The 1217-nt window shown below is 42.2% G+C and carries 2 protein-coding genes; both read left to right on the forward strand.

The genetic code is table 11. The annotated features are described in order from the left end of the window. A partial coding sequence (locus VT06_RS18520) for an RHS repeat-associated core domain-containing protein (protein ID WP_304413427.1) occupies positions 1 to 607 on the forward strand: 607 nt, incomplete at its 5' end. A 21-nt stretch (positions 608 to 628) separates the two neighbouring features. Beyond that, complete coding sequence (locus tag VT06_RS16760) at positions 629 to 1075, forward strand: hypothetical protein (RefSeq protein WP_152659061.1); 447 nt, start codon at positions 629 to 631, stop codon at positions 1073 to 1075. The last annotated feature ends 142 nt before the right edge of the window (positions 1076 to 1217 follow it).

The following is a 1217-nucleotide window of genomic DNA, read 5'->3' on the forward strand; positions in this document are numbered from 1 at the left end:
AACCGGCCGCTGGACAGCAAGAGACCCCATCGGCTTTGCGGGTGGTGATACCAACCTGTATGGCTATGTGTTGGGCGACCCGGTTAATTTTATTGATCCAGATGGTTTAATGGCCTTGCCTGCGTTACCACAGTGGTTTGTAGATGGTGCAGCAGGTTTAGGTGATGGCATTATTGCTTCGTTAACCTTGGGGCTGGTTGATGCTGGTGACATTCGTAGTGGTTTGGGGATTGATGGTGCTGTAGACACGTGCGCCTCGGCGTACAGTGTTGGCGGATTTGCATCAAATTTTATAGACCTGAAAAAAGGTGCTGTTACTGGCCTTGCTGCTGTTGCAAAGGGCGTAATGTTAGGCTCCCGCGGTACAAAGACAGCGAGTAAAACATTATGGAAAGGAAAAGGTAAAGAGAGAATAGATGTCGAGAACCCCAATCCAGGGCAAAGGCCAGGTCAAGTTCATTACCAAGATAATAATAATAAATATCTATATGACCCGAAAACCAACTCTTTTCCAGGTGCTCCAAAGTCTGTGAATAATATGCTCAAAGATAAAAAATTTAAATCGGCAATTGATAAAGCAGTATCAAAATATCTTGGGGGTAGCTAGATGATCCTGATGAATTCAAAGATGTCAGAAACGTATAAATATGCAGCTTTCAGTTCGATTGAGTTGCAGAAGGAGTTATTAGAATTTGTCGAAAAGGGGTTCTTGGTTGAAGACGGCTGTTATTTTTTGAGCAAATGTTTTTGTGTTGTGACAAATGCGACGCAAGATGATTTCCCAGATAACACTGGCTATGAATGTTTCATAAACTCAATAAATGTAGATGATTATGTCGAAGATAAATTTCTAGAATATGGGTTATGTTTAGTTAGTAAAGTGTTTTCAAAATGGCGAAGTATGTGTTTTGAAAAAGAACTCAGAGCCATTCTTTCTATGGATGAATTTGGGTTGAAAATTAAGTTTCACGTCTTTCGAAATGGAGAAAGTTGGTTAGATTCAGAACTTGAAGGTTATGAAGAAGCAGTGATGCTAGTTAGTTCAATTGAAGAAAATTTCCTGGGCACTACATAGACCAGTAATAGAAACCACCAGCTATGCCGCCGGCGACCAACTGGCGCAAAGCGGCAATGCGGTTTATGCCTATGACGCCAATGGCCGTTTAAGCCAGAAAACCGTAACGGAAGGCGGCGAAACAGCGGCCACGCAATACCAA

This window comes from Arsukibacterium sp. MJ3 (assembly GCF_000987765.1).
In the GTDB taxonomy this organism is placed as follows: domain Bacteria; phylum Pseudomonadota; class Gammaproteobacteria; order Enterobacterales; family Alteromonadaceae; genus Alishewanella.